The sequence below is a fragment of the Streptomyces sp. NPDC019396 genome (genome assembly GCF_040632375.1).
Classification (GTDB): Bacteria; Actinomycetota; Actinomycetes; order Streptomycetales; family Streptomycetaceae; genus Streptomyces.
The window spans coordinates 14,059-36,829 of sequence record NZ_JBEYBS010000009.1 but is presented as its reverse complement, the minus strand read 5'-3'; the positions used below and the strand labels follow the sequence as shown (position 1 = coordinate 36,829).

The window sequence follows — 22,771 nt, the reverse complement described above, 5'->3', positions numbered from 1 at the left end:
CCTGACCGTTCAGGACTTGGGCATCAGGACGGTGTCGACGATGTAGACGGTGGCGTTGGCGGTGGGAACGTTGCCGCAGACGACGTTGGAGTTGCCGTTGACGGTGTAGTCCTCGCCGGAACCCTTGGTGGTGAGGGGCGACTTCTGCAGCGTGTCGTAGCTGCCGCTCCCGAGCTGCTGCGGGGTGAGTTGCTGGCCGACCACGTGGTATGTGAGGATGTCGGTCAGCATCTCCTTGTCGTTGAGGACCTTGTCCAGATCCGCCTTCGGGATCTTGGCGAAGGCGTCGTTGGTCGGCGCGAACACGGTGATGTTCTGTGCGTTGTTGAGGGTGTCGACGAGGCCGGCCTTCTCCACCGCGGTCACCAGTGTGGACAGGGCGGGGTTGTTGGAGGCGGCCGTGGCCACCGGGTCCTGGGCCATGCCGTCGAAGGAGCCGGCGCCTTCCTTGGGGACCGAGGCGCAGGCGGGCCCGAACGGGCCGTCGGCGCCCGCAGCGCCGTCGTCCATGGCAGGAGTCGACTGCTCCTCGGACGGCGCCGTCGTGCCCTTGTCCGCGGCCGACGTCGAGGAGCCGCTCTCCCCGCACGCAGTGAGTACGAGGGGCAGCACGGCTGCCGCGGCGACGGCGACGGCGGTACGGCGGAAGCGGAAGGCATTCATCAGTTCTCCAGAGTGCTCGAAGCGAAACAGTGTGTAGCGACCAGGGGGAGCCGGGTGCCCCGCGCGAGAAGGCGAGCTTTGGGCTACCCGATGGTGTTCATCTCGTCAGGGGTCCCGGGTGATCATTGCGCGATGGTCATCCGCGGCGAGCGGTGCCTCGTATGCCTGGGCCTCGCGATGGCTGCCCGTTTGATCGTCACACTGGGAATTCGGGGCGAGGCCCCCGGCCGGATTGGTGGATTCCCGCGGACGACGGGATATCACCCGTTGGTGGGTCCCCCAACTGGCGTTCGCATGAGGCTTTTCGGACGCCACGTCGTGGCCCGTTCGAGCGGTCAGGTGACGGTCACGACCACACTGTGCCAACCGGTGGCGCCGTCGGGGGCGGTGCGGGCCCGCACTTCGGTCTGGGTCTCGCCCGTGCGGTCGGTGGCGCGGACGGTGAGGCTGTGAGTGCCGGACGTCGCCCTCCAGGGAAGGGACCACTGGCGCCAGGTGTCGGTGGTGTGCTCCGCCGCGAGGTCGGCAGGCCGCCAGGGACCGTCGTCGACACGCACCTCGACACGGTCGATGCCCCGGTGCTGGGCCCAGGCGACCCCGGCGATCATGACGGTGCCGGCAGCCGGGCGGGCGAAGGGTTTGGGGGTGTCGATGCGGGACTGTGTCTTGACCGGGGCCCTGCGAGCCCACTTCCGCTTCACCCAGTAGGGATCGTAGGTGTCGAAGGTGGTCAGTTCGATGTCCTCGATCCACTTGCAGGCGGAGGTGTAGCCGTAGAGCCCGGGCACGATCATGCGGACCGGGAACCCGTGCTCGAACGGCAGCGGTTCGCCGTTCATGCCGACGGCAAGCAGGGCGTCCCGGCCGTCCATGACCTCTTCGACCGGGCTGCCGAGGGTCATCCCGTCGACGGACCGGGCCACCAGCTGATCCGCCGGCCCCCCGTGTGAGGGCGGTGTGACCCCTGCGCGCTCCAGCAGGTCCGCCAGGCGTACGCCGATCCAGCGCGCGGTGCCGACGTAGGGACCGCCTACCTCGTTGGACACACAGGTCAGAGTGATGTCGCGCTCGATCAGGTCTCCGCCCAGCAGGTCCTGGAACGTCAACGTGAGCGGGGTGGTGACCCCCTTCCCGCGGATCTTCAGACGCCAGGCCGACGCATCGATCCTGGGGACGACGAGGGCGGTGTCGACGCGGTAGAAGTCCTTGTTCGGTGTGGTGAACGGCCGCATTCCGGGTACGCGGACCGTGGACCGGGAGGCGATGGCGGGGGCCGGGGATCCGGGAGCGGGCAGGGTCGCGGCGGCTCGTGACGCGACGGCGTCACCACTCCGGGACGAGGCCAGCACTCGGCCCAGGGCTCCCGCCCCTGCGGAGGCGGAGGCTGCCGCGGACGCGGCGACCAGGAAGCCCCGGCGGTCCCAGCCGCCGGGTCCGCTGTGCGGCCCGTTCGCCTCGCGCGCTTTCCTGCCGCCGGTGAGAACCCCTGCCAGTGCGTACAGCGCCATGGCTCCGGCGACTGCCCCGGCGATCGAGGGCAGGGCGTCGGTCCACGACACCGAATCCGGCCGCCCCAGCGCGGCCGAGGCTCCGATCACACCGAAAGCCAGGACTCCGAGGGCACCGGCCCGTCGATGCCTGACGGCCAGCAGCCCGAAGGCTGTGGCGAACAGCGCCAGTACCACGAGGATGCCCGCTTGCAGCACGAGCTTGTCGTCGGTGCCGAAGTTGCGGATCGCCCAGTCCTTCACCGGCGCCGGCGTCAGGTCGATCGACGCACCGCCGACCGCGACCACGGGGCTGGACTCCGGCCGCACGAGCGCCGCCGCGAGTTCCGCCACCGTCAACGAGGAGAACGCTGCCAGCAGACCGCTGACGCCTGCCAGTGTCACACGGATGAGAGTTGCCCGGTTGATCGTCACACCTGTCATTCGCAGCGCCGGACCCACCGGCTTGGGCCTGCCATCGAGAGCGCGGCCTCCTGCCGGGCACGCCGGTGAGAGCCCTTGTGCGCTTGCGCTCGGCCGGCACGAGTTACGCGACGCCCCGACCGGTCGTTGCACCGGTGTCCGCGCTCCAGCTACCCGTACCTCCGGTAGCAGGCCGACCCATCCGCAGCCCCGACCGCAGCGAAGCAATGATGGGGATGCTTTAGCACAGTGTCCGTAAAGTCGCCCATTTATCTCCATTGGTCATCGAAGGGCCGCCATGCGATGGAAGCATCCCGCCGGGCAACAGTGCTGTCTGTGCGAGGCGGCCCACCAGCGATGAGAGGAAGCCAGTTGAGTGAACCCGCTTCTTCCGGCACGCCGCGACCGGCTGGACTTCGGCTGGACGAAGTCATGCAGCGAGTGGCCTGCGGCGACAAGGAAGCGTTCACCGTGCTCTATGACGCGGTCGCCGACACCGTGTTCGGGATCGTCCTCAAGGTCGTACGCGATCGGGCCCAGTCCGAAGAGGTCGCGCAGGAGGTCATGATCGACCTGTGGCGGCGCGCGTCCCGCTACGACCCGGGCAAGGGCAGCGTCCACGCCTGGGCGACGATGCTCGCCCACCGCCGTGCCGTGGACCGGGTCCGCTCCGCCGAAGCCGCGGCCAACCGCGACCACGACCACGCGGTACGCGACCTGCAACGCCCCTACGACGATGTCGCCGAGCGTGTCGAGACCCGACTGCAGAGCCAGCAGGTACGCCGCTGCATGAAGCAACTCACCGAACTCCAACGGCAGGCGGTCACTCTCGCCTATTACCAGGGGCTGACCTACCGGGAAGTCGCGGAAACCCTCCGCACACCGCTTCCGACCATCAAGACACGCATGCGCGACGGGCTCATCCGGCTGCGTGACTGCATGGGGGTGACCACATGAAAGTCCACGAAGAACCCCACACCCTCACCGGCGCCTACGCTCTGGACGCGCTCCCGCACGACGAACACGGCGCGGTCGAGGTCCACCTTGCGCACTGCGCACCATGCCGGGACGAGGTGGCGGGGTTCTCCGCCACGGCGAGTCGGCTTGCCGCCGCGGTGAACACCCCCGCCCCGCGGGCCATGAGGGACTCCGTCATGCGCGGTATCGACTCCGTGCGCCAGATGCCCCCGCGGGTGCCGGCGACCGGCCAGCGCATCACATCGGTCTTCTCCCGCATGCGCAGGACCGGCCCCCTCCTCGTCGCCGCCAGCCTCGCCGCCACTGTCACCCTGGCCGGCGTCGCGGCCTGGCAGCACCAGCAGAACAGCGACTCACAGCGGCAGGCCCAGCAGGTGGCCGGGCAACTCGAAGACCTGACCTCGGTCCTTTCCGCCCCCGACGCCCGCACCGTCCAGGGCCGCACGACCAACGGAGCCGCCACCTCGGTCATCGCGTCCCGGCAATTCGGCAAGGCGGTGTTCGTCGGTGCCAACCTTCCCAGGCCGGCAATTGGGAAGACCTACCAGCTCTGGTACGCCGAGCAGGGCACCATGCACCCGGCCGGACTGCTCGAGCGCGACGGGGCCGTAGCCATCGAAGGCGACCTCACCAACGCCACCGCCATCGGACTCACCCTCGAACCCGACGGCGGCTCCCTCCAACCGACCACGACGCCCTTGATGCTGCTCAAGCTGCCTGCCTGACCACATCCACTGTCCGGTGCCCCGGCGAGGCTCTCGGCGTCTGGACCGAGACCCGGCGTCCGCCGGTCACCGAAGTGGTCGACGGTCGTCAGCGGACCGCGAAGCGGGCGCATTCGGCGGAGGTCGACGGGGCGGCGCGGTCACGGGGTGCGGTCACCCCGCAGGTGTCTCCAGCTCCCGCTTGAGGTTGCGCAGCGTTGCATCGATGTTCCGGGCCTGGAAGTCAGCGAAGGTGCTGCCTGCGGTGGCGACCCGGTCGAAGGCATTGGCCACGAAGGCGGGCCACGCCCGCCGGTCATCGGTCCAGGTCTCCGTGATCCGCGTGGCGTCACCGGCCAGCTCGAACCGGTACTCCCAGGTGGCGATCGGGCCGGGCAGCAGCGGGCGGTTGAGCCCGATGGCGTGGACACGGAACGCGAAGCGACGGCCGGGATCGGCCGCCGTGACCGTGCACCGTGTGACCCAACGGAACCGTCCACGCTTGTTGCGCCCGACGAATGTCGTGCCCAGCACGGCGGGTCCGTCCTCCGCGCCGCCCGTCGTGCCCAGATTCTCCGGACTCCAACGGCCCATGTCGGCCGGACTGCTTACGGCCCGGTAGGCGACATCGGGCGGGACGTCGACGACGATGCTGCTGCTCACACCGAACACACGGGCCATGCCAGTGCCCTCCATCAAGCTGTGAAGCTACTGCTCGGTAGCCATCATGGCATGCGACGGGATCAGGGTGTGACGCCGCGGGTACGCATCCAGGTCCAGCGGGTGCGCATCAAGCGCAGCCGCCGTCGCCGGTGCCGATGGCACGGTGGCCACCTCGACGTCGGGGCCCGGCCGGCGCGGGCCGCTTCGGTCAGATCGCTGCACGGCCACACCACCCCGGCGCGGATACCGGAGCCGTCCGACCGCCCCTGAATTCCCGGCTAACCCGTGAAGTTCTTGTTGCTCACGTACTTCCCCAGGGATCCGTCGGGCTTCACCTCCCAGACGCCCCTGATGTATTCAGGACGGATCCCGCCGGGGAAGGCGATTTCGTCCTCATGGGAGTAGGGACTGTCGGGGCCGTACGTCTTGTTGATGTCGATACCGCCAGGCGCGTCGATGTCGTAGACGTACTTGGCACCCCACTTGGTCGCGAACTCCTCATTGTTGGTGGTGCCGACGAAGGCGGAGTTCTCGCTGTGGTTCACATAGCTGTCCAGGTCCGGGTTGTTCGGATCCTGCGGCGCGAAGCCCTGGTTGAAGATGACGCTCGGCGGGCGGGTGTCATTGCGGTAGAGCTGCTCACGCGTATCACGCCAGGTCACATGACCCTTGCCCTCGAGACTCTCCTGAATGTCCTCCACGTCCACGTCCGGGTCGATCGCCACCTCCGGATGAGGATTGGGTTCGGGCCCATCCGCCTTGTCGGTGTCGCTGTCCTTGTCGTGGTCGGTGTCCTCGTCGGTATCGCTGTCCTTGTCCTGGTCACCGTCCTCCCCTGTCGCATCCGAGCAGCCGGCGGCGCTGCCGGCCTGCTGGAGGGCGTCGAAGCCGGAGACCATGGCGCTGCTGGCGGCCATGGCGGCGGCGGCAAGGGCTTCGAGACCTGGCTCCGTGTGCGCCGGGCCGGCGCCACCAGCCCCATCGTCGGGGCCGATGGCCAGGACGACCCGCTCGCCGGAACCGGAGGCACCGGCATGAAGGCCGTTGCCATCGCACTTCTTGTCGGCCTCGGACTGCTCAGGATCCTTGGAGTCTTCGGGTTCGGGGTCTTCGGGCTGTGTCGGCTCCGCGCTGGGCTGGCCACCCGAGCTGGAGCCTCCGGACGTTCCGCCCGATGAACTGCCGCTACCGCTACCGCTACCGCTACCGCTACCGCTACCGCTACCGCTACCGCTGCCGCTGCCGCTGGAGCCGGAGGAGCCGCCATTGCTGCCGCCGGAAGCACCGCCGGAACTCGTGCCACCGATCAGGCCGCCGTCGATGCCGCCGTTGGTTCCACCCGATGAACCACCCGATGAGCCGCCGGTCGAGCCGCCGGACGAGCTGCTGGAGGAGCTGCTGGAGGAGCCGCTGTTGCTTCCGCCTGAATTGGCGCCGCCGGAACTTGAGCCGCCCGAGTTACCGCCGTTGTTTCCGGCTGAGTTGGAGCCGCCGGACGAACTGCCGGACCCACCGGAATGGGAACTGCCGCCGCCGTTCGACCCACCGGTGTCCGACCCGCCGTTGTTGCCACCGGAGGTGGTGCCGCCGTTGTCGGCTCCTGTTGGGCCTCCTGAGGTTGATCCTCCCGAGCTGGTTCCGCCGTCGTGTCCGCCGTTGCTTCCACCTGTGTCGCCGCCGGTCGCACCACCGGAGCCGGTGCCGCCCGAGCCACCCGAGGCCGACCCGCCGCTCGCCCCACCGTTGTCGCCGCCGGACGTGCCACGGGAGGTCGTTCCGCCCTCAGTGCCACCACCGTTGCTGCCGCCCGTGTCGCCGCTGCTCGACCCAGCGGAGTCCGACCCGCCGTTGTTGCCACCGGAGGTGGTGCCGCCGTTGTCGGCTCCTGTTGGGCCTCCTGAGGTTGATCCTCCCGAGCTGGTTCCGCCGTCGGTGCTTCCGCCGTCGTGTCCGCCGTTGCTTCCACCTGTGTCGCCGCCGGTCGCACCACCGGACCCGGAGACGGTGCCACCGGAGCCACCCGAGCCAGAACCACCGGAATCAGAACCATCGGAACCGCCGGATGCGGCACCACCGGAACTGGCTCCTCCTGAATTCGCACCGCCAGAAGCCGTGCCGGCCGAACTCGAACCTCCGTCCGTTCCCCCATCGGCGCCGCCGGTCGAACCACCCGAATCGGTACCACCGCCGGCCGCACCCCCGGTGCCCCCGCCGTTCCCGCCGACTGTTCCGCCCGTCTCGCACGACGAGCCGGCGATGGTGCAGACCGCGGTGTGGAGCCCGTCGGCGACGTGACGAGATACGCCACCGGTCACCAGAGCCAGGATGATCAGAGTGACGATCATGATCAGGCCCAGGTACTCCACGGCCGTCTGTCCCCGCTCGCCTCGCCGGAAGAGCATGCGCGACAGGGAGAACCGGCGGAGCGCTTCACGGAGGTCGCGCCAGTTCCGTCCCCGTACCCGCACTCCGAACCATGTCCGGCTCTGAGGCCTGGTGAGGAACGCCAGGGTCAGCACCGGCAGGATCAGCTGGCTCAGGCCCAGCAGCGACCCGGCGGCGAGATTGAGCAGACTGCCCGCGACCAACAAAGTCTGCAAGGCGACCAGACCGCCCCAGTCACGTCTACCGCCCCTGGGGATGCGCCATAAGAGCACCCAGGACAGGGCGCCCGGCGCGGCCGCGTACAACGCGAGTCCGCACAGCCCCGGAGTCATCCTCTCGGCGGCGACGGCTGAGCCGATCACTCCCAACGCGCCCACCAGCGTGAACGCGAACAGCACATGCAGCAGAATGCGAACGGCCTTGAGCGAGGACGGCCATGTGCTGCGGTCGCTCGAGCACGGCATGGGGACACCGGTGTGCGTGACGTCACCGGTAGGCGTGTGGAGCCCGGGCCGCGACAAGCGACTCACCACCCTCTCGGGAGTGCAGGTCAACTGACTGGTGCCCACACGCCACGTGTGCGTCCCCCGGGAGCCCAACCAACACGCTATGCCTGCCCCTGGGCCTGGAGAAGGGCCCCAGGGCCCACCGCGGGCCCAAGCCGGGTCCGGCACGGAGGCCGATGAGGGGCCGCAGAGCCCCCTCTCACCGGGTGGTCAGCCGGATGGCAAGCTGTCGCCGTTCGTGTCCGGTTTCGCCGATGCGTTCCAGAGAAGATCTAGCGACAGGAGAACGCGCCGGCGCGCTCGCGCTGACCGACCTCCGGAGAACCGGGGACGGTGAACATGATCCGGCTGGTGTGGAGGGAGCTCCGGGGCAAGCTCTGGAGCCACCCTGGATGGTGGTTCGTGTGCTTCGCCGTGACCGCGGTGCTGGCTGCCGTGGCATTCGCCGTCGGGGCCCTCGCCGCGTGGGGCGGCATGGACATCGGTGAGACCTGGGGCGATTCCTACGACCCCGGGTTCGCGCTACAGCACCCCAACGATCCGCTGTTTCCGCTGCACAACTGGTGCAACTCCGAGCACGACCTCGTCCCCTCCTGGGTCAACCCGACTGTCGGGGGCCTCGCCGCGGTGTCCGTTGTCTGCCTGGTCATGACCGTGGCAATCGGCGTTGCCCGCGTCATGGGTAAGAAGAAGCAGAGGAATCAGAGGGGGTAGGACCAAGTCCAGGAGCGCCGCCCTGTCTCGCCGTCATTTCGTCGGGGCCGCGGCAGGCGCCGCGTGGGCCCGCGGGGACCCCGGTCGCGAGCCGGGTGTGGCGGCACCCCCGGTTTCCGGTCAGTTTTCCGGCGGTTCGTTTTTGCAGGTCCCCACCTGTGATGATGTGGGCCGGGGGAGCCACTGGTGGGGTCATGAGGTCCGGGGGGATCGATGAGCAGCACGGTTACTGATAAGTCGGCGCTGACACGTCTGAAGTCCGCGCAGAAGAGTGCAAAAGGGGTATCGCTGTATTCGCGGTTCGTGAACCGGCCCGCGGGGAGGTATCTCGCGGCCGGGGCCTACCGGATGGGGCTCACGCCCAACCAGGTCACCTTGATCAGTGCGGGCTTCAGTTTCGCGGCGGTTCTGGTGGTGGCGTTCGCGCAGCCCACCTGGGCGGTGGGTTTCCTGGTGTGGCTCGGCCTCGCGGTCGGGTTCGCGTTCGACTCGGCCGACGGGCAGCTGGCGCGGCTGCGCGGTGGGGGGAGCGCGGCGGGGGAGTGGCTTGATCATGTGGTGGACTGCGCCAAGCTCACCGCGCTGCACACCGCGGTGCTGATCGCCTTCTACCGGCACCCCGAGCACTTCGGGACCGCGGCCGACGGCTGGCTGCTGGTGCCGCTCGGCTTCCAGCTCGCCGCCGTCGTCACGTTCTTCGGGGGGCTGCTCACCGAGAAGCTCAAGCCCAAGGCGGGGCCGGGGCAGGGGGCCGGGCCGTCCACGGTGCGGGCGGTGGCGTTGCTGCCCGTGGACCACGGGGTGTTCTGCCTGGTCTTCCTGCTGCTCGGGGGCGGCGCCTTCCGGTGGGCCTACACCGGGCTCGCCGTCGCCGCCGCGCTCTTCCTCGTCGCCTTCCTCACGAAATGGTTCCGGGAGCTGTCCGCAGTTCCTCGGTGAGACGCGGTGTGTTGAGGGCGTCGAGCGCGCGTCGCAGCTGGGTGCTCGACGTGTGGACGGTGTACGGGAAGTAGACGACGTCCACGCCCACGGCGGCGAAGTCCCGCTCCAGCCGCTCTCCCTTCGGTGTGTCCCGCCAGTCGTCGCCCTTGAAGAGCACGTCGAAGCGCACCTGCTTCCACGTCTCCACCTTGTCCGGCACGGTCTCGACGAACGCGGCGTCCACGTACTGGATGCTGCGGACGATCTCCAGTCGTTCGACCAGCGGGATCATCGGGCGCCTGCCCTTGGCGCGTTCGGCCATCTCGTCCGAGACCACCCCGGCCACCAGGTAGTCGCACTGGGCGCGTGCGTGGCGCAGGATGTTCAGGTGCCCGATGTGAAAGAGATCGTAGGCGCCCGGTGCGTAGCCCACGCGGTACCGCTTGCTCGATGGCACAAATGCCCCCCTTGTTCGATGGTGTCCCCCCGCGCGCATCCGTTGACAGGAGCGCGCAGAATTTGACGATAGCGTTCATGCTCGGTGCAAGGAGAGTGAACAATTGGGTGCGTCCTGGTTCACTTTCGAGCAGCGCATGGGATTCGGGGGTCCCGTGGGACGTGAACACACTGGGGAGGCCGCTGGCGCGGCTGGGGGAAAGGTTTCGTCGCGTGACACAGACCAACGACGGGGACGCCAGGCGGCGGCTGCTGTTGGTGTCCACCAACTACGCGCCCGAGCACACCGGCATCGGCCCGTACGCCACCGGCATCGCCGAGCACTGGGCTAGCCGCGGCCATGACACACACGTGCTCGCAGGGCTTCCGCACTACCCGTCGTGGCGGCTCGATCCCGCCTACCGCAAGGTGTGGCAGGCTACCGAGCGACGTGCCAGTGTCACGGTGCACCGCCGTCGGCACAGTGTCCCGCCGCGGCAGAGCGCCCTGCGCCGAGGCCTGTTCGAGGGTTCGATACTCGCCCACGGCCTGGTCGCCCCGCCCAGGACCGGCCGGCTCGACGCGGTGCTCGCCCAGCTGCCCAGCCTCGCCGGCGGAGTGCTCGGCGCGCGGATCGCCGCCCGGCACCGCGCCCCGTACGTGCCCGTCGTCCAGGACCTCATGGGCGCCGCCGCGGCACAGTCCGGGATCAAGGGCGGCGGTGGCCGTGCCGCCGAGCTGGCCGAGCGAGCGGAGTCGTGGGTGCTGCGGCGTGCCACCCTCGTCGGTGTCATCCATGAGACGTTCGTCGAGCGTGTACGGGCCATGGGGGTGGACCCCGGACGTATACGTCTGGTGCCCAACTGGTCGCACATACAGGCACCGTCGGGGCCGCGTGCCCGTACCCGGGAGCGTCTCGGCTGGGGTCCGGAGCGGACCGTCGTCCTGCATTCGGGCAACATGGGCCTCAAGCAGGGGCTCGAGGTGCTGGTGGAGGCGGCCCGTCGCGATCCGGCGACCCGGATCGTGCTGATGGGTGACGGCAACCAGCGCGAGCACCTCGCCAGGATGGCCGGAGGGCTGCCCAACCTGGAATTCCTGCCTCCGGTTTCCGACGCGGACTTCCCCGATGTGCTCGCCGCGGCCGATGTGCTCACCGTGACCCAGCGAGCCTCCGTACTCGACATGAGTGTGCCCTCCAAGCTGACCTCCTACTTCGCGGCCGGCCGGCCGGTGGTCGCCTCCGTCGCCGCGGAAGGCGGCACGGCCCGCGAGGTGTTGCGATCCGGTGCCGGAATGCTCGTGGAACCAGAAGATCCGGATCAGTTTCTGTCAGCGGTGCGTAGACTCGCCCGAGATCCGGGAATGGCGGACGAGCTGGGCGCGGCGGGACCGCGCCATGTGGCGGCTCATCTGTCACGGGAAGCGGGTCTCGCGCGGATCGACGCGCTGATCGATGAGGCTATGGGGGGCCCTGGAAGGTGAGCCAGACACACGTCACGATCCGGGCGGAGGACGAGCCGGAGCAGCTGCGGGAGCAGTTCCGCCAACTGCTGCGCTATCGCTGGCTGATCGCAGGGGGCGTCGGCGTAGGGCTGCTGGCGGGTGCCTGGCTCGGTATCACCGGCGCCGACAGCTACGCGGCCACCACCGACGTCGTCCTGCGTGCCCCTTCCAGTGACCCCTTCAACCCGGCCCTGTCCATCGACAAGGCGATCAACATGGGGTCCGAGCGGCAGACGGCCCTCAGCCGCAAGGTCGCCGAGAGGGCCGCGAAGAAACTGGGCATGGACGCCGACGAGGTCGAACAGCTCCAGGGCGGGCTCCAGGTCACCACCCCGCCGCAGACCCTCGTGCTCCACTTCACCTACAACGCCTCCGATCCCGAGGCGGCGTCGCGGCGCGCCAACGCACTGACGCAGGCGTACATCGCCCTGCGCAAGGAGCAGTACGAATCGGTCCGCGCGGCGAACGTCAAGGGCCTCCAGGACCAGCTGAATCCGCTGGGCAAGCAGAACGACGAACTCTCGGACCGGCTCAAGAGACTGCCCGAAGGTGCCGCCGCCGACTCCGCCTACGCGTTGCAGGTCAACCTGCTCAACCGCATCACCGAGCTCCGCTCCAAGATCACCAGCCTGAAGGCGCTCGACATGACGCCCGGCAACGTGATCCGCGACGCGACCGTGCCCAGCGCCTCCGACGGCCCTGGCATGCCGCTGGCGCTCGGCCTTGGCGGCCTGGTCGGTGTCGGCCTCGGACTGCTCGGCGCCTGGGTGCGGCTGGTCTTCGACCCCGCGCCGCGTTCGGCCGGGGACGTGGCCCGTGCGGTGCGCGGCCCCGTGCTGGGCGCGCTGCCACGCGGGTCGGGCGCGGCCCTGGTGGTCGGCCGTACGGACTCCCGGGCGGCCGAGGAGTACCGCTCGATCGCCTTCCGGCTCGCCTACGACGACCGGTTCGCGGACCGGCGGCGTGTGCTCGTCGTCGCGGCGCGAGGCTCCATGGAGTCGAGCGTGGCCATGGCGGTCAACCTCGCCGCGTCCTTCGCGGAGACCGGCAAGAACGTGCTCCTCGTCGAGGCCGATCTGCGTACCCCGTCCCTGACCGAACGGCTCGACGTGTCCGCCGCGACCCGGCCCCGCTGGAGCCGCAGCGGCGGGTACGCCGAGGCCACCGACGGAGAGTGGCCCGGCCGTGACCGCCTCGTGGTCGACGCCGGTGAGTCCGGCGCCTTCGGCCTCGTGCCCGGTGAGCGCGTGCGCAACGTCCCCCGCGCACTGACCTCCCCCCAGGTCACCCAGCTGATCGCCGAGGCCGACGACCCCGATGCCACCGTCGTGGTCGTGGCCCCGCCCGTACTCGCCTACGCGGACGCCCTCGCGCTCGTCGACCGCGTCGACGGTGTGCTCATCGTCTGCGACCCGCGCACCGTGCACCGGGCCGACCTCGTCCGCATCCGCGAGCTGATCGTCGGCGCGGGCGGCACCGTGCTCGGCGCGGTGACACACACCGAGTCGCGGCGTACGGCCGATCCCGCCGCACCCGCCGGCAACCGGCGCCGCAAGGGCGGGAGTCCGGCCGGCCGTCCCGTCCCGCCCGGCGCCCGCCTCGAGCCGGAGCTCGACCCGGACGCCGACCCCAGCAGCACGATGGCGCTGCGCACCGTACGCTCGGGAGACATGTGACCGCGCCCGGCGGCGAGCCCGGGGCGTCCGACCCGATACCCGATCAGCCTGGGGCGACCGGCCAGCCGCCCGCGCAGGCGGAGTCGGCCGATCCGGTGCCCGCACCGCGGCGTTCGGGGGCCGTGGTCGCCTCGGTGCTCGACCAGGCGGCGTCCAGCCTCACCAACATCGCCGTCCTGGTGATCGCCGCCCGGGTCTCCACCGCTCCCGGGTTCGCCGCCTTCTCGATGGTCTATCTGACCTTCACGGTGCTGCTCGGCCTCAACATGGCGTACGTCGGCCAGGCCGTGGTCCTCACCCGGGGCGGCGCGGCGGCCACCGGGGCCGCGTGCCGGTCCGCGGTCTCCTTCACCGCGCTGGCCGCCACCGCGGCCGGCGTCCTGCTCGCCCTGGCCGGCGCGGCGACCGCCGCCGTCGGCGAGGGCTGGTCCGGACCGGGCGGAGCCTTCCTCGCCCTGGGACTCGTACTGCCACTGGTGTTGGTCCAGGACGCACTCCGGTACGCGTTCTCGACCCTGCGGCGCCCCGGCCTCGCGCTGGCCGCCGACAGCCTGCGCCTGCTGTGCGTGGTGCCCGCGCTGCTGCTCCAGCCGCAGCACACCGCCCCGGGTCTGCTCGTGGCCGTCTGGGGACTGTCGGCCGTGCCCGCGCTGCTGATCGGCCTGCGCCTGCTGTGGCCGCACGTGCGCGGCGCCCGGGCCGACCTGCGGGCGTACGTGCGCCGGGGGCACCTCGGACAGCGCTTCGTGGTCGAATTCGCCGTGGGCAACGCCTCCAGCCAACTCGCCGTGCTGGGCCTCGGACTGTTCGCGGCTCCGCTGGCGGTCGGCGCGCTGCGCGGTGCCACCACCCTCTTCGGCCCGCTCAACGTGCTGTTCAACTCGGTCAACGCGTTCGGCCCGCCGCTGCTGGGCCGTCTCGGCGGCCGTCGGGCCACCGCCCGCGCCGCGGCCGTGCTCGGCCTGCTGCTCTGTGCCGTGGGCCTCGCCTGGGGTCTGGTGCTCTACACCCTTCCCGACGGCGTGGGACGCGGACTCCTCGGCGACACATGGCAGTCGGCGGCCGCGCTGCTGCCCGCCACGGGCGCCCAGTACGCGGTGATGGGCCTGGGCACCTGCGCCCTGGTGACGCTCCGGGTGCTCAGCCCCCGCGCCACCCTGTCGGTGCAGGTGCTGTTCTCGCTGCTCTCGGTCGCCCTCATGCTCGGCGGATACCTGCTGACCGGATCGGCCCTGGGCGCGGCCTGGGGGCTGGCCGCGGGCTCCGCGCTGAAGGCGGTGGCGGCCTGGACCCGCGTCGCCCGGCTGCCCGCCGCGGAACGGCCTGGGGTCACGCCCGCTTCAGCGGTCCCCGCCGGCTGAGAGCCGGCAGACGCCCCCTGTCACCGATCAGCGCAGCCCGCCCGCCCGGTCCTGCCGGAACGTGGTGATCAGTGCGATGCAGCACGCCGCGATAGCCACGCGCCCCGACGCCTGCAACAGCGGTCCGCGCAGCAGGATGAAGGAGTATCCCGCGACCAGCGGTACCGTCAGCGCGATCAGACTGCCCGGTGGCGCCCGGCGCACCGCCCGCCGCGCACACCGGCGGTCGACCCGCGCCGCCACGTACCCCAGGCCGACGAATCCCGCCGCCATACCGGCCGGGCCGAAGTCGATCCAGAGCTCGGCCCACACCGGCGAGGAGAGGTTGGTGTTGGTGGCCCCCATCCACTCGCCGACCAGCACACCCGTGTCCATCGGCTTGTCCGCCCACACGGACCGGGGTACCGCGAACAGTGCCGCACCCGTCAGCTGGCGGCCGTAGGTGTGCCCGCGCCCGGAGCGCACGTAGGTGATGGTGTTGGCGAACATGCCGACCTGGTCGTAGTCCTTGATGGTCAGCGGTTCCAGAGGGGACGTGGTCTCCAGCGGACGGTAGTTGTCGTCGTCGTAGCGGAACCGGTCCGAGAACGGGAAGACGATCAGGGCCACGATCACGCCCAGGCTCAGCGCGACCCGGTAGAACGCGGCGCTCACCGGGAAGACGGTGAACAGCAGGGAGAAGAGAACGGTCAGGAACCAGAACCGCGGGTTGGAGACCGGGTTGTTGACCACTCCGTTCAGACCCGCCAGCGCCAGCCAGGTGGCGATGATCATCACGGAACGGCGGGCGTGCCGCGAGGTCACCAGCCACCGTGTGTACGCAAGCCAGGCGATCAGCGCGGGCACGGTGCCGAAGCCGCGCACGATGGCCTGGCCCGCCTGCGAGTCCGCCTGGGAGAGCCCCGCGTCCTGGACGCTGCTGATGATCTCCTGGCGGCTGGTGAAGAAGACCGCGGGACCGCCCAGTTTCACCACGAGAAGGGCCGAGCCCACGAAGGCGACGATCGTCAGCAGATACAGACGACGGCGGTGAACCAGCGCCGTGCGGGGACTCTCGTCCCGCGCCCGCCCCGGCCGCTGGCGGGCCAGCAGCGAGCCGACGTCGAAGGCGACGCAGCCGACCAGGACGAGCAGGACGGCCTCCGCCAGATCGGTACGCGCCCCCACCACCGGGGTCGGTGTGCGGCCGAGCACGGCCTGGACGAGCGGTGCCACCCCCATCGCCATGTAGACGAACAACCAGAACGACCCCGCGAGCAGCTTGCGGCGGCTGGTGAGGATCATCGCCGACAGCCGCAGGCCCGAGTACACCGTGAGCGTCAGCTGCATCCACAACGCCGTGTCGTACAGACCCGTGCCCGGCTGGACGAGCACCAGCAGCGGCAGGAACACCGAGAACCCGAGCACGAGCGGGACCGAGAGCGCGCGCGCGAGCAGTGTGCGCGGCGAGAACCGCGGCGTCGTGGTGTGCTCCTGCGCATCCGGCTCCGGTGCGGCGGGCGCCGCTGTGGCGCTCCGCTCCGTGTGCTGCGTCATGGCGCCCCGCCCCCGCCCCCGATAGAGATCCCCGCCGCAGTGTACTGACGGCCTGCCTTCGATGAACGCCCAGCTATTACAGTGTGGCGAAGTTGCGTCCTGGAGGACGCCGTTGGGGGGTGGATCGATGCGTGATCTCCCGGCCTTCACACTGGCCGGATACGACAAGGGACGCAGCAGAATCGTTCAGGCGCTGTGGTTCGCGGTGATGAACACGGTCTTCATGGCGTGGTTCACACCGGCGCGGGTCAGGACGGCGCTGCTGCGCGCCTTCGGTGCGGAGATAGGGACCGGAGTGCTCATCCGGCACCGTGTGCGCGTGCTGTGGCCGTGGAAACTGACCGTCGGCGACCACACCTGGATCGGCGAGGGGGCGTGGATCCTCAACCTGGAGCCGGTCACCATCGGCGCCCATGTGTGCGTGTCGCAGGAGGCGCTGCTGTGCACCGGCAGCCATGACCACCGCGCTGCCGACTTCCGGTACCGCAACGCGCCGATCACCGTGGACGACGGAGCCTGGATCGCCACCCGCGCCACCGTCCTGGCCGGGGCGAAGGTCGGCCGCTGCGCAGTCGTCGGCGCCGGGGCGGTACTCCACAAGGACCTGCCGGAACTGACCCTGCACACCGCCGACAACCGGCGCAGGCCCGTCGAGGAGCCGGCATGAGAGTGCTGCACGCGGTCACCCTCCACAGTCCCACGCACGCCTTCGGCGGCCCGGTACGTGTCGCCCTCAACCTCTGCCGGGGACTGCGGGAACGCGGCCACGACGCGCGTCTCACCGCCCTCGGCGACGGCTTCCCGAGCCCACTGCCGGATGAGATCGAGGATGTGCCCGCGCGGCTGTACCAGGCGCGCAGGGTCCTGCCGCTGGGCTTCAGCGGCCTGACCTCGCCCTCGCTCCTGGCCGGCGCGCACCGCCTCGTGCGGGGCGCCGATGTCGTCCATGTGCATCTGGCCCGGGACCTGGTGACCCTGCCGGTGGCGCTGGCCGCGCTGCGGGCCGGGCGTCCCCTGATCCTCCAGACACACGGCATGGTCGACCCGAGTGAGCGGCTGTCGGCCCGGCTGCTCGACGCGGTCGCGGTGCGCCGGGTGCTGACCGGCGCGCGTGCGGTGCTGCATCTCACCAGCCGCGAGCTCCGGGACCTGAACGCGGTGGTGGGCGGAGCCGGGCTCGACCGCGCCGTCCGCCTGGTCAACGGCGTACCCGCGCAGCCCGAGGGGCCCGCTCCGCAGGGACCCCCGCGCATCCTGTACGCGGCCCGCCTGCAGGCCCGCAAACGTCCTGTCGACCTGGTGGACGCGGCGCCCGCGATCCTGGCCAGGTATCCGGATGCGACCCTCGTCGTCGCCGGGCCCGACGAGGGCGAACTCGCCGCGGTCCGGAAGCGGATCGACGAGCTGGGACTCGCGGGGAGGGTGAGCTGCCCGGGGCCGCTCACCGGGACGGAGATGACCGGGGAACTGCGCAGGGCACACGTCTACGTACTGCCCTCGGTCGACGAGCCGTTCCCGATGTCGGTCCTGGAGGCGATGGCCGTGGGCACCCCGGTCGTGGTGACCGACTCCAACGGCCTCGCCCGCGATGTGGACCGTTCCGGGGCCGGTCGCGTCGTGTCCGGCCCGGACGGGATCGCCCCGGCGGTACTCGACCTGCTGGATCCGTCCGCGCGCCTGACCGCCTCCGCGGCGGCCCGCGAACTCACTGCCGGGACGTTCTCGATGGACGCGGTGCTCGGCACGCTGCTGGATGTGTACGCGCGGGCATGAGCGCTCCCCGGGGCCATGCGGTAGGCGCGGCACCGCGGCCCGTGTGAGGTCCTGTCCGGACAGGACCTCACACCGTCACGACGTCTCCCCCCCCGGCTCAGCCGGGGGGGAGACGTCGTGACGGAGCCGAACCTCTACGCGGGAAGCCAGGCGTAGCAGCCGGTCGAGACGAACACACGGGTCCCGGCCGGGATCTCCGCGGTCACCTTCTTCCCGGCGCCCGTTCCGGGACCGGCCGCCAGCACCGTGCCGCCGTCTCCGGTCGCCTGCCAGGTGCAACCCGTGGCGGTGGTGAGCGCCTGGTAGGTACCGGGCTCCGGGTTCTTCCTGGTGCCTCCGGGGAACCCGGTCGCGGCGGTGTCCAAGAGGGGCTGCTGCTTCGGGCAGAGCTGCTTGATCGCGGCGTCCGCCTCCGGCAGGTCCCCGGAGATGATCGCGCCGATCGCGGCGTTCCTGTCGTGGGCGGCGGTGCGCTCGATGCGCTGGCAGGTCTCCTGGCCGGTCTGGAGCACGGCGGCCGGGTCCATGTCCACGGGTACCCGGCCGCTGAGGTACTTCTTCTCCTTGGCGGTGAAGGTGCCGGTCGCCGGGGTGATTTTCGCGTCGGGCAGGACCGGGCCCTTGGAGGCGGGGGCCCGCGGGCCCTCGGAAGGCGCGCTCGCCTGGGAGTCGGGTGTGGCGGCGGCCTTCTTGCCGGAGGCGCTCTGGGTGGGCTTGGCCTTCGCCTCCGCGTCGCCGTCCGAACTGCAACCGGTGAGCGCGAGGAGCGCGGTGAGAGCGACGACGCCGACGGCGCCGCGCCTGAGAGGCCGGACAGGCCGAGTAGTACGAGTGTGCATGGTGGCTCCTGCGGGGCCAGCGGGCCCCGGGGTATGGAGGCGGGCCCACACGGAGGTGCGGGCCCGGAGGGTGTGCGGGCCCGGCACCGAGGTGCGGGCCCGCACGGAGAGGCGGCGAGGTTACGGCGCCCCGAAGGTCAGCACCAGCTGCGGGGTGTTCTCCGCGGCTGACGCCTCACCGGACCACAGCCACAGGGCGTCCGCACCGGTGCTCGTGAGCGCCAGGCTGTAGCTGCCGCCCAGGGCAGGGGAGAGCGCCCCGGTCTCGAGCGCCGTCGAGTAGAGCGACGACAGCTCGGTCATCCCGGTGAGGGTGCCGATCGCGGTCCCGGAGACGGCCGGCTTGGAGGCGTAGGTGGTGCCCGACTCCGTCCAGCTTCCGGTGACCGGCCGCACGGAGATCTCGTCCGTGCTGCCCGCACTGCTCATCGTGGTGGTCTTCACCGTGAGCCGTGCGCTCTTGAGCACCGTCCCGGCCGGAGCCGCCGGCAGGTCGAAGCGCAGATACGTCTCGTACGGCGAGGTGCCACGCACCGCCAGGGAGGTGGAGGTGCCGTAGTTGGCGCTGGCGGCACCGGCGTTGACATACGTGTCGTCCGCGGCCTTGACCGTCTGCACGGTGTCGGCCACGGCCGAGGCGAGGGCGTGGTGCTTCTGCACCTGGGCCGCGCTCAGTGCCGACGGGTAGATCGCCGTCTCGTCCATCTGACCGGCGAAGGTGTAGCTGGTCGGACGGTTCGGCCAGGAGTTGAGATTGTCCCCGCCTACGCGCCAGTAACCGCTGTAGCTCTGGTTGCCGGTCTCGGCGAGCGTGCCGACCTGGACGCCGTCCACGTACAGGGCCATCCCGGAGGAGCCCTGGGTGGCGACGACATGGTGCCAGGCGCCGTCGTTGTAGCTGTTCGGCGTGGTGATGGTGCGGGCGGTGCCCGTCCAGACGCCGAAGATCAACTGACCGTTGTTGCGCATGTAGACGTGCTTGTCGTAGTTGCCGCTGTTCTGGGTGGTCCGGTCGCCGAACCCGACCAGCTTGCCGCCCCGGGTGGTGGTGGTCTTGAACCAGGTCTCGATCGAGTACTGGCTCGGCACCGTGGTCCGCTTCTCGCTGTAGACCCACTCGTTGCTGCCGTTGAACCCGATGGCGGTGGACGCGCCCGTCACGGCTGCCGGGGTCTGGCGCAGCGAGGGCTCGTTGATCTGGACGCCGCTCTGGTCACCCGACGAGCTGTCCCCGATGAACGGGCTGCCGGACTCGTCGTAGCGCCAGTACAGGTTCGCGCCGTCGGCGAGCACCTGCGCCGCGTAGTTCTGGGTGGACGTCGGCACCGTCACGGTGACCGTGGACGACAGCCCGGAGGCGTTGCCCGCGGCGTCGGTGGCGGTCACCCGGTAGCTGTAGGTGGAGCCGGGGGAGACGTTCTTGTCGGTGAACGAGAGCTGCGGACGTGACCACTCGACGGAGTCGCCTTCGACCGTGTACACGGGCGTGGCACCGTTGTTGCGGTAGACCTTGTACGTCAGCTTGCTGTCGTCCGTGTCATAGCTCGAGCGCCAGCGGACCCGGGCCTCGGTCGACGACACGGACTCGCCACTGGCCGACGGCACCGTCGGCGCTCCGGTGTCCGGGGAGGACGCGAAGCGGGTCAGGCCCTGGGCCGCCGAGCCGTTGACGGTGGTGAACTCGCCGCCGACCCACATGTACTTGTTGTTCGAGGTCTCCGAGACCACCATGGCGCGCGGGCCGATGCCCTCGCCCGGACCGTCGTTGGTGTCGGGGAACCAGCCCAGCTTGTTGGTGCCGGTGGTCGGCTCCGCGAGCAGGTGGCGACGGCGGCCGTCGGGGAACTCCCCGACGCTGGAGCAGTCGTGGGCGTGCGAGGCGCTGTACAGCACACCCTGGTAGGACTCGACCGCCTGCGTCGCGCCGAGGCAGGTGTCGCGCCAGCGCTGGTCCAGTGTGGACAGGTCCAGCGCGATACGGCCGTCGAAGACACCGCCGCCGGTGCCCTCGTTGCCGGTGTAGAAGCCCGTGGCGTCGGTGTCGAGCGCCTTGACCACCGACCTGCCGTCGATGAAGCCGGGGTAGGTGCGGACATTGGCGCCCGTGGTCGCGTCGACGACGGCCAAGGCGTGCGAGCTCGCGCCGTTGACGGTGAAGAAGTCACCGCCGAGGATCACGTTCTTGCCGTCAGGGGTGACCGCGACGGCCCGGCCGGGCTCGTCGACATCGGCCTGGAACGGCTTCACCGCGCCGCTGGTGGCGTCCACGGCCGCGTACCGCGCGTGCCCGGCGCCGCCGACGGAGGTGAAGTCGCCGCCCAGGTAGACGGTGTCCCCGGTGACCGCGAGCGTCCGCACGGTGGCGGGGACGCTCGGGCGGAAGCCCGCCTTGGGCGTGCAGGTGGCGATGTCGATGGCCGCGAGGCTGCTGACCGGCACGTTGTTGACCGAGCCGAAGTAGCCGCCCGCGTACAGCGTCTTCTTGTCCGGCGAGACCGCGAGGGCCCGCACGGTCGCGCTGCCGCTTCCGACGGCGAACGACAGCTTGCAGGAGGTGGGATCGCCGGTCGCCGCGTCCAGGGCGACGAGGTTCAGCGCTTCCTGCGCGGTGCCGCTCTCCCCGTCCGGCGGGCGCACCTGTGAGAAGGTGCCGCCCGCGAAGACCGTGCCGTTCGCCTCGGCCAGGGCCCACACGATGCCGTTGGTCTGCCAGGTCGGCAGGTCGTCGGCGGTGAAGGCGACGGGCGAGGTGATCGCGGAAGCGGACTGCGGCAGCATCGTGATGAGGCCCAGGCCTCCCGTTGCTGCCACTGACAGTGCGAGGGCGACGCCGAGTCGCCCTCTTGTTCTTCTGTGCATGTACCCCCCGGCTTCTGAGCCCGGTCATGGACTCTCTGCCTGTGACGTGCCCGCCTATGCCCCCTGGGTCCGGGCGGGCCGTATGAACGTGTTGTGCGCGAACTCTACGAGTGCATGTCACTTCGCGGAACGCATTTGACTCATCTGATAAACAATTTAAACGTGTTCACGCCGCCCTCATGGAGCCGGTGTTCCCATCCGTTACCAGCGGCGACGTTGCGTGCCCGGCCGCGTCAGCGGTCGATGCGCACCGAGGCCCCCGCGAGCTGGTCCTCCACCTGCCGCACATCGGCCTCGACCATGATCCGCGCGAGTTCCTCCACCAGGACGGTGGGCTTCCAGCCCAACAGCTCGCGGGCCTTGGACGCGTCCCCGATCAGCGCGTCGACCTCGCTGGGACGCTCGTACTTGGGGTCGTAGCGGACGTACTCGTTCCAGTCCAGACCGACGTGGTCGAACGCGGTCTCCACGAACTGCCGCACCGTGGCGGGGACTCCGGTGGCGACCACGTAGTCCGTGGGTTCGTCGTGCTGGAGCATCCGCCACATCGCCTCGACGTACTCGGGCGCGTACCCCCAGTCGCGGACCGCGTCCAGGTTGCCCAGGTAGAGACGGTCCTGGAGACCGGCCTTGATCCGGGCGACGGCGCGGGTGATCTTGCGGGTCACGAAGGTCTCGCCGCGGCGCGGGGACTCGTGGTTGAACAGGATGCCGTTGACCGCGAACATGTCGTACGCCTCGCGGTAGTTGACGGTGGCCCAGTAGGCGAAGACCTTCGCTGCGCCGTACGGGCTGCGCGGGTGGAAGGGGGTGTCCTCGTTCTGCGGGGGCGGCGTGGAGCCGAACATCTCCGAGGACGACGCTTGGTAGATCCGCGTCTGCACCCCGCTCGCCCTGATCGCCTCCAGCAGCCGCATCGCGCCCAGACCGGTCACGTCGCCGGTGTAGAGCGGCGCGTCGAAGGAGACCCGCACATGGGACTGCGCACCCAGGTTGTACACCTCGTCCGGCTGTATCTCGCGCAGCAGGTTCACCAGCGCCACCCCGTCGGAGAGGTCGGCGTGGTGCAGCACGAAACTGCGCTCGGCCTCCTGCGGGCCCTGGTAGATGTGATCGATCCGCTCGGTGTTGAAGCTGGACGACCTGCGCACCAGGCCGTGCACCCGGTAGCCCTTCGACAGCAGCAGCTCCGCCAGATACGAGCCGTCCTGCCCGGTCACGCCGGTGATCAGCGCGGTCTTGGTCATGCGGTGTTCCCTTCCCTGCCGGACCCGCCGGGGGGCGGTTCCGGTTCGTGCGCCCGCGATACGCGGGCCTTATGTCGTGAACGTGGTGAACTACG

General features: G+C 70.4%; 19 protein-coding genes. 10 read left to right on the top strand and 9 right to left on the bottom strand.

What is annotated here, in order from left to right; translation table 11 throughout:
* Positions 1–9: 9 nt before the first annotated feature.
* Both ABZ532_RS12700 and ABZ532_RS12695 read right to left on the bottom strand, forming a co-directional pair.
* Positions 10–663, bottom strand: coding sequence for a fasciclin domain-containing protein (locus ABZ532_RS12700; protein WP_361281786.1), 654 nt, complete (start codon positions 661–663; stop codon positions 10–12).
* Positions 664–998: 335 nt separating this feature from the next.
* Positions 999–2,594: a molybdopterin-dependent oxidoreductase gene (locus ABZ532_RS12695; protein ID WP_361281783.1), complete on the bottom strand. Its 1,596-nt coding sequence runs from the start codon at positions 2,592–2,594 to the stop codon at positions 999–1,001.
* Positions 2,595–2,930: 336 nt separating this feature from the next.
* Between ABZ532_RS12695 and sigK the strand changes: the two genes are divergently transcribed.
* Positions 2,931–3,530, top strand: a complete 600-nt coding sequence (gene sigK / locus ABZ532_RS12690; RefSeq protein ID WP_361281781.1) for an ECF RNA polymerase sigma factor SigK — start codon at positions 2,931–2,933, stop codon at positions 3,528–3,530.
* Entirely contained in the window at positions 3,527–4,276 is a 750-nt protein-coding gene (locus ABZ532_RS12685; RefSeq protein ID WP_361281778.1) for an anti-sigma factor, read from the top strand. Before sigK ends, ABZ532_RS12685 begins: the two co-directional genes overlap by 4 nt.
* A gap of 153 nt (positions 4,277–4,429) precedes the next feature.
* On the opposite strand, the gene ABZ532_RS12680 is transcribed toward ABZ532_RS12685, so the two are convergent.
* The gene (locus tag ABZ532_RS12680; protein ID WP_361281776.1) at positions 4,430–4,936 is read right to left on the bottom strand and encodes an SRPBCC family protein; all 507 of its coding nucleotides are present in this window, start codon (positions 4,934–4,936) and stop codon (positions 4,430–4,432) included.
* A 51-nt stretch (positions 4,937–4,987) separates the two neighbouring features.
* On the opposite strand from ABZ532_RS12680, the gene ABZ532_RS12675 reads away from it, so the two are divergent.
* Complete coding sequence (locus tag ABZ532_RS12675) at positions 4,988–5,188, top strand: hypothetical protein (protein WP_361281774.1); 201 nt, start codon at positions 4,988–4,990, stop codon at positions 5,186–5,188.
* Positions 5,189–5,196: 8 nt separating this feature from the next.
* On the opposite strand, the gene ABZ532_RS12670 is transcribed toward ABZ532_RS12675, so the two are convergent.
* The gene (locus tag ABZ532_RS12670; protein ID WP_361281771.1) at positions 5,197–7,767 is read right to left on the bottom strand and encodes a hypothetical protein; all 2,571 of its coding nucleotides are present in this window, start codon (positions 7,765–7,767) and stop codon (positions 5,197–5,199) included.
* 381 nt (positions 7,768–8,148) lie between these two features.
* On the opposite strand from ABZ532_RS12670, the gene ABZ532_RS12665 reads away from it, so the two are divergent.
* Positions 8,149–8,523: a hypothetical protein gene (locus ABZ532_RS12665; RefSeq protein ID WP_361281768.1), complete on the top strand. Its 375-nt coding sequence runs from the start codon at positions 8,149–8,151 to the stop codon at positions 8,521–8,523.
* Between the two features lie 213 nt (positions 8,524–8,736).
* Positions 8,737–9,462, top strand: a complete 726-nt coding sequence (locus tag ABZ532_RS12660) for a CDP-alcohol phosphatidyltransferase family protein (RefSeq protein WP_361281765.1) — start codon at positions 8,737–8,739, stop codon at positions 9,460–9,462.
* Here the strand turns inward: ABZ532_RS12660 and ABZ532_RS12655 are convergent.
* Positions 9,422–9,901 (bottom strand): adenylyltransferase/cytidyltransferase family protein, encoded by a 480-nt coding sequence (locus ABZ532_RS12655; RefSeq protein WP_361281763.1) that lies wholly within the window; start codon positions 9,899–9,901, stop codon positions 9,422–9,424. The two genes, ABZ532_RS12660 and ABZ532_RS12655, sit on opposite strands and share 41 nt — an antisense overlap.
* A 254-nt stretch (positions 9,902–10,155) precedes the next feature.
* Here ABZ532_RS12655 and ABZ532_RS12650 point away from each other — a divergent pair, with 254 nt between their 5' ends.
* From ABZ532_RS12650 to ABZ532_RS12640, 3 genes are read left to right on the top strand one after another with little or no spacing between them, the layout of a single operon-like run.
* Complete coding sequence (locus ABZ532_RS12650) at positions 10,156–11,364, top strand: glycosyltransferase (protein WP_361282129.1); 1,209 nt, start codon at positions 10,156–10,158, stop codon at positions 11,362–11,364.
* Positions 11,361–13,061: a lipopolysaccharide biosynthesis protein gene (locus ABZ532_RS12645; protein WP_361281760.1), complete on the top strand. Its 1,701-nt coding sequence runs from the start codon at positions 11,361–11,363 to the stop codon at positions 13,059–13,061. The genes ABZ532_RS12650 and ABZ532_RS12645 overlap by 4 nt, the downstream gene beginning before the upstream one ends.
* A complete protein-coding gene (locus tag ABZ532_RS12640; protein ID WP_361281757.1) occupies positions 13,058–14,422 on the top strand; it encodes a hypothetical protein in 1,365 nt (454 codons plus the stop codon). Before ABZ532_RS12645 ends, ABZ532_RS12640 begins: the two co-directional genes overlap by 4 nt.
* A 27-nt stretch (positions 14,423–14,449) precedes the next feature.
* On the opposite strand, the gene ABZ532_RS12635 is transcribed toward ABZ532_RS12640, so the two are convergent.
* On the bottom strand, positions 14,450–15,958 hold the full coding sequence (locus ABZ532_RS12635) for a hypothetical protein (RefSeq protein WP_361281755.1): 1,509 nt from the start codon (positions 15,956–15,958) through the stop codon (positions 14,450–14,452).
* Positions 15,959–16,085: 127 nt separating this feature from the next.
* On the opposite strand from ABZ532_RS12635, the gene ABZ532_RS12630 reads away from it, so the two are divergent.
* Positions 16,086–16,625: a WcaF family extracellular polysaccharide biosynthesis acetyltransferase gene (locus tag ABZ532_RS12630; protein WP_361281752.1), complete on the top strand. Its 540-nt coding sequence runs from the start codon at positions 16,086–16,088 to the stop codon at positions 16,623–16,625.
* Entirely contained in the window at positions 16,622–17,731 is a 1,110-nt protein-coding gene (locus ABZ532_RS12625; protein ID WP_361281750.1) for a glycosyltransferase, read from the top strand. The genes ABZ532_RS12630 and ABZ532_RS12625 overlap by 4 nt, the downstream gene beginning before the upstream one ends.
* Positions 17,732–17,865: 134 nt before the next feature.
* Here the strand turns inward: ABZ532_RS12625 and ABZ532_RS12620 are convergent, their stop codons facing one another.
* The 3 genes from ABZ532_RS12620 to gmd all read right to left on the bottom strand — a co-directional run bounded on the left by ABZ532_RS12620 (position 17,866) and on the right by gmd (position 22,676).
* Complete coding sequence (locus tag ABZ532_RS12620; protein WP_361281748.1) at positions 17,866–18,570, bottom strand: hypothetical protein; 705 nt, start codon at positions 18,568–18,570, stop codon at positions 17,866–17,868.
* A 120-nt stretch (positions 18,571–18,690) separates the two neighbouring features.
* The gene (locus ABZ532_RS12615; RefSeq protein WP_361281746.1) at positions 18,691–21,429 is read right to left on the bottom strand and encodes a LamG-like jellyroll fold domain-containing protein; all 2,739 of its coding nucleotides are present in this window, start codon (positions 21,427–21,429) and stop codon (positions 18,691–18,693) included.
* A gap of 233 nt (positions 21,430–21,662) precedes the next feature.
* Positions 21,663–22,676, bottom strand: a complete 1,014-nt coding sequence (gene gmd / locus ABZ532_RS12610; RefSeq protein WP_361281743.1) for a GDP-mannose 4,6-dehydratase — start codon at positions 22,674–22,676, stop codon at positions 21,663–21,665.
* Between the last annotated feature and the right edge of the window lie 95 nt (positions 22,677–22,771).